This window comes from Oleiphilus sp. HI0132 (assembly GCF_001635845.1).
In genome coordinates this window covers 1-4942 of record NZ_LWGJ01000213.1, presented here as the reverse complement: position 1 = coordinate 4942, position 4942 = coordinate 1, and the positions used below count along the sequence as shown (strand labels likewise).

Here is a 4942-nt window from a genome sequence, read left to right as displayed (position 1 = left end):
GAATCGAAGCGTTTTTACATCATTCCAGGCAAGCTCGCCCGGATGACCTATTGGATGAACAGACTGATTCCCGTAAAGCTAGTTAATTTCTATATTGATTCGATTGTCAGAAACGTATTGAAACAACAAAAATAATAGGCAGGCCGCAATGAAGAAAGTATTTATTACCGGCGCAAAAGGTTTTATCGCACAAAGTCTGGCGCGTTGCCTAAATAAAAAAGGTATCGAGACCTGTGGGATTGATCTAAGTGCCAATCAGGAACAAAACATCATACAAGCTGATTTATTTGAGCCAGAGAGATGGCGAGACATGCTAGCTGGTTGTGACACCCTCATTCACACGGCTGCAGTGGTCTCTAATGCTGCAACAGAAGAGGAAACCTGGCGCGTTAATGTGTTGGGTACGCAGACTGTATTAGATGAAGCGGCAAAGTGTGATAACAAAAAGCGCTTTCTGCACTTTTCCTCCGTTGCCGCGTTGGGCTTAAGTCACACCGGAGCAATGGATGAAAATACTGCCTTGAGGGCTTGCGGTCAGAAATATTCAGACTCCAAACTGGCTAGTGAACATTTGGTTCTGAACTACAACAATGCAGGAAAAGTGGATGCCACCATTATCCGCCCTGCAGATGTTTACGGTCCGGGCTCCCGACCCTGGACCGTGACGCCAATTGACATGATGAAGCAAAAGAAATTCATCGCCCCGAAAGAAGGTATGTTCGGCCCAGTGTATATTGATGACTTGGTTGAGGGCTGTTATTTGGCACTGAACTCAGACAAGGCAATCGGACAGATTTATATCCTATCAGGCATGGGGCAGGTGAGTAATCAGGAGTATTTTTCTTTTTTAGCCAAAATGTTAGGTTTGGACTCGGCAAGAACACTTTCCAAACAGCTGCTTTATCCTATCGCTTTTGCCGCGGAGCGAATGGCTCATCTTTTCGGTAAACGTACAGAATTAAATCCTTCTACCGTTGCGATGCTATCGAGGCCTAGTGCTAAATATATCCATGATAAGGCCAGTGCAGAGCTAGGGTATCAGCCTAAAGTTAGCCTTGAAGAAGGTATGGCTAGGAGTGAGCAATGGCTGCGTGAGCAGGGAGTGATATAAAACTACCTCATCATGTAGACAGAAAGTCCCAACCCTCGCTGAGGCGACTGATTACTATGAGCTTTAGAGTCTGACTCGCTCAATTTTTTGTACAAGATAGGCGCTGCTTATTTTCAGTCATCACAATAATTCGCTCTGGTTGGGATAAAAAATATGACGGCTTCATGCCTAGCATCATATTAAAAGTATGGGTGCAATGAGATAGGTCGACAAAACCCGCATCAATGGCGGCGTCGGTTAAACTCTTTCCTCTGCTGATTTCGACTGCGGTGACAAATAACCTATGCCATTGACGATACCTGCGTATGGGTACGCCTGTTTGTTTTTTGAAGACTTTGGTGAGTCCAGGTACTGACAAGTTCACTGTATCAGCGAGACTCTCAATAGATAGGTTTGTGTCAATAGAATCCTTGATCAAATCGACTACCTTAGATACGCGTTTATCACTGTCAAAAGGCTTCTTTACACATGTTTTGAATAGGCTATCAATCTCATATTTGGTTTCGCTCGTGGAGCGTTCTGAGTCGTAAATATCAATAACAGACTGTCTGAATAATTGTTCGTTGCCAAACTCGCTAAAAACCCCTTGGCCCATATCGCGGCAGAGGTCGGATAAGGCGCTAAAGTCCCGCCCCATAACATCTAGATTACAATTTGCGATGACCTGATGTTGTGTATCTATCGTTACAGAGCAGCCCGGTTTTAGTAATACGCATGTGCTTTCAAAACAAATGTTCTGATCTTTTGACTCAACTTTAATAGGACCGCCCAGTGACAGGGTCAGAGTTGCAGCGCCTTGGGATAAGTTCAGTGGCTCTTCAAGCCTGCCAATAAAGAGCGTTCGTTCTTCCCATAGATACAGGAGAGACTTCTTGTTCATTGTTATTAGATCTCGGTACATGTGTACGCTAAAGATAGGCCTTTTGAAGAAAATAGTCCTCTTTTTCATGTTAGTTATGAGAACCAAAACTCACTAGTGATAGAAAAACGAGGGGAGTATCAGATTATACAAGCGAAGTAGTAGGGCTTGGTGTCAGTGTTTAAAAGGCTGGTATTTAACTCAGTATAAAAATAAATTTGAGGATATATCTATGAAAAAGACACTCGCATTAACGGCTGCTCTCACATGTGCAGCAGCTGCTCCGACACAAGCAGGATTCTTTTCTGATTATTTTAGTTACACGAAAACAGAAAATCCAATCATGTTAGTACCTGGAATATTTGCCTTCGACTCAATTTCTATTGTCGATTATTGGCATCAGATTCCGAGCGCTATTGAAAGTCGTGGTGGTGAAGCTTATGTAGCTAAGATCAATGCTTTTGATAGTTCTGTGGGCCGAGGTGAAGAGCTGATCGCTCAGCTTGAGGAAATTAAAGCAAGTTCCGGTGGACGAATCGAAAAGTTCAACCTAATGGGTCATAGCCAGGGTGGTATGACTTCGCGTTATGTAATGGAAACACGTCCTGACCTTGTTGCGTCGGTTACTACGATGCATACGCCACATACTGGTTCGCCTATTGCAGACTTGGTGACAGATGTAGCTCCACCAGAAACAATTCGTGGAACGTTATTTGGCGCGTTTGCTAATGCAGTCGGTGATCTAGTTAACTTATTATCAGACAATAAAAAGTCCGACTCTGATATTTACGCTATGTTGGGAGAGTTTAATGCTCAAGGTGCAGCGCAATACAATGCAACTTACACGCATGGCTTACCGACAACTGAGTGTGGTAATGGGCCTTCGCAAGTGACGATCAATGGCGAAGATATCAAGCTCTATTCATGGAGCGGCACAGGTCATCTGACTGCTGTTGGGGATATTTCAGATACCTTGTTTGCCATCACAGGTTTAGCGTTTGATTCAGGTGAAGATAACGACGGTATTACCGGGCGTTGTGCATCTCACTTTGGCCAGGTTATTCGTGATGATTACTTCATGAACCACATTGATGCCAATAATCATGTCTTAGGATTAACATCATTGTTCGAGACTGATCCAAAGACCTTATTTAAGAAACATGCTAACCGCCTTAAGAAGGCTGGCCTATAAACGATTCCTAGAGAATTATGTGCTTTCCAATTTGGGCAATCAGGCAACCTTATACTGGAAATGCCGTTTTGGGGTCCTATGGGCCCCACTTTTTTAAGAGGTTATTATGACGATAAAAACCGGGTCGATTGCATCGATAGCAGTCATTTTCGTGGTATCGATTGCTTTGTATGAATACTTTGGTTACGCAGAAATAGGCTCGGATAGTGCGCCTGTTACTATGATAGAAGCCAGAAAAATTAACGAGTCTTTGTATCACAAACCCTATGAAGTGGAGGGTATCAAAGCGCTTTCTTCTTCATCACTCGCGGGAACTGATGTGAATCACAACTTAAGTGTTGATGAAAGTCAGAACTTGCTGGCTGATGAAGGTCTTAAAGATATGTTCGAATACTTCCTATCTACTCTTGGAGAGTATGAACTAGAGCAGGTCATTGCTTCAATCCAAGAAACTATTAAAGCAGAGCTAGGCGAGCCGGCTCGTTCACAAGCTCTGGACCTACTTAAACGTTATATTGACTACAAAATCGGTATCGAGGAGCTTCAGCAGGGTTTTGTTGTATACGATTCGGGAGTAAATATGCTCGATAAACTGATAGCTCAGCAGTCTGAGATTAAGACCTACAGAGAGCGCTTCTTTGATCAAGTTGAATATGAAGCATTCTTTGCTTCTGAAGATATCCAGAACAGGTTCTTGATTCAGCAGTTAAAAATCAACAGTGATGAAACACTAACAGCAACAGAAAAACAACAACATATAGAGATAGCGAGCCTTGAACTACCAGAGGACATTAGAGCAACGAGGCAGCGCGCTCAGCAACATGCATTGCTATCAGAACAAGTTAGAAAAATGAAAGCCGATAATGCGCCCGTTAGCGAAGTGTATCAGCTGCGGGAGAACATGCTAGGGAGTGAGGCTGCGGCAGCGCTAGCCGATTTAGACAAACGTCGAGCGCAATGGTCGCAGAGACTTAGCAGCTTTTCCGCTGAGCGAAAAACTGTCTTAGATTCTAGCTTAAGTGAACAAGATAAGGAGCAATCCATTTCTGAACTGTTGGCCTATCACTTTGATGAAACAGAGCGTAAGCGCGTTAGTGCTCTGATGAGTGATGACAGGCTTCCATAGGTGCCAATTCGAATTGAAATGGACAATTAAAGGGCTCAGTCCAGAATGGTATACTGTTACGTACTTGTAGCCAAAAGGTTCGATCTGGCGCGATAAAGGTCGTGATAGACAGAATTCGATCTTACAGACGAAAATGGGGCACTCGGCATAGCAATTCAACACCCACAGGCAAAAAAGTCCGCAAGTCTGCCATTCAGAAGACATATACAGATAGGGATTATTCAGCCAAACTTTGCGTTTAGTGAATTAACGAAAAGAGCACAGGCTGTGTGAAAACTGTGGTTCAGTTTTTGCTGTGAGCAGATCATAAATATACGCAAGTATCATTTTCGAATTAACAAGTTTGGTATAATTCTCAACAGCTTAAAAACAAGGAAGTGAGCTGTTATGTCCCACCATATTAAGGGTAAAAGCCGATCTCAGGCGACATTTTTCCCTGAAGTCCTCGATGACTTCGTCAGTACTGAAAACCCTGTCAGAGTGATTGATGTTTTTGTTGATGAGCTCGACTTAAACGAACTTGGCTTTAAAGGTGTTGTCCCAAAAGATACAGGGCGTCCCAATTATCACCCAGCAATGCTACTTAAGTTATACCTCTACGGCTACCTGAACCGAATTCAATCCTCACGCCGATTAGAGCGAGAAGCTAACCGC

5 protein-coding genes are annotated in these 4942 nt (G+C 43.4%); 4 read left to right on the top strand and 1 reads right to left on the bottom strand.

What is annotated here, in order from left to right:
* Positions 1-148: 148 nt before the first annotated feature.
* Positions 149-1111, top strand: coding sequence for an NAD(P)-dependent oxidoreductase (locus A3766_RS02685; protein ID WP_068516034.1), 963 nt, complete (start codon positions 149-151; stop codon positions 1109-1111).
* Positions 1112-1190: 79 nt separating this feature from the next.
* Here A3766_RS02685 and A3766_RS02680 read toward each other — a convergent pair whose 3' ends face one another.
* On the bottom strand, positions 1191-1991 hold the full coding sequence (locus tag A3766_RS02680; RefSeq protein WP_068552958.1) for a helix-turn-helix domain-containing protein: 801 nt from the start codon (positions 1989-1991) through the stop codon (positions 1191-1193).
* A 211-nt stretch (positions 1992-2202) separates the two neighbouring features.
* Between A3766_RS02680 and A3766_RS02675 the strand changes: the two genes are divergently transcribed.
* From A3766_RS02675 to A3766_RS02665, 3 genes are all read left to right on the top strand, one after another.
* Positions 2203-3162: a triacylglycerol lipase gene (locus A3766_RS02675; protein ID WP_068516041.1), complete on the top strand. Its 960-nt coding sequence runs from the start codon at positions 2203-2205 to the stop codon at positions 3160-3162.
* Between the two features lie 106 nt (positions 3163-3268).
* On the top strand, positions 3269-4288 hold the full coding sequence (locus A3766_RS02670) for a lipase secretion chaperone (RefSeq protein ID WP_068516043.1): 1020 nt from the start codon (positions 3269-3271) through the stop codon (positions 4286-4288).
* Between the two features lie 387 nt (positions 4289-4675).
* The coding region (locus A3766_RS02665) for a transposase (RefSeq protein WP_197479231.1) at positions 4676-4942 on the top strand (267 nt) is incomplete at its 3' end.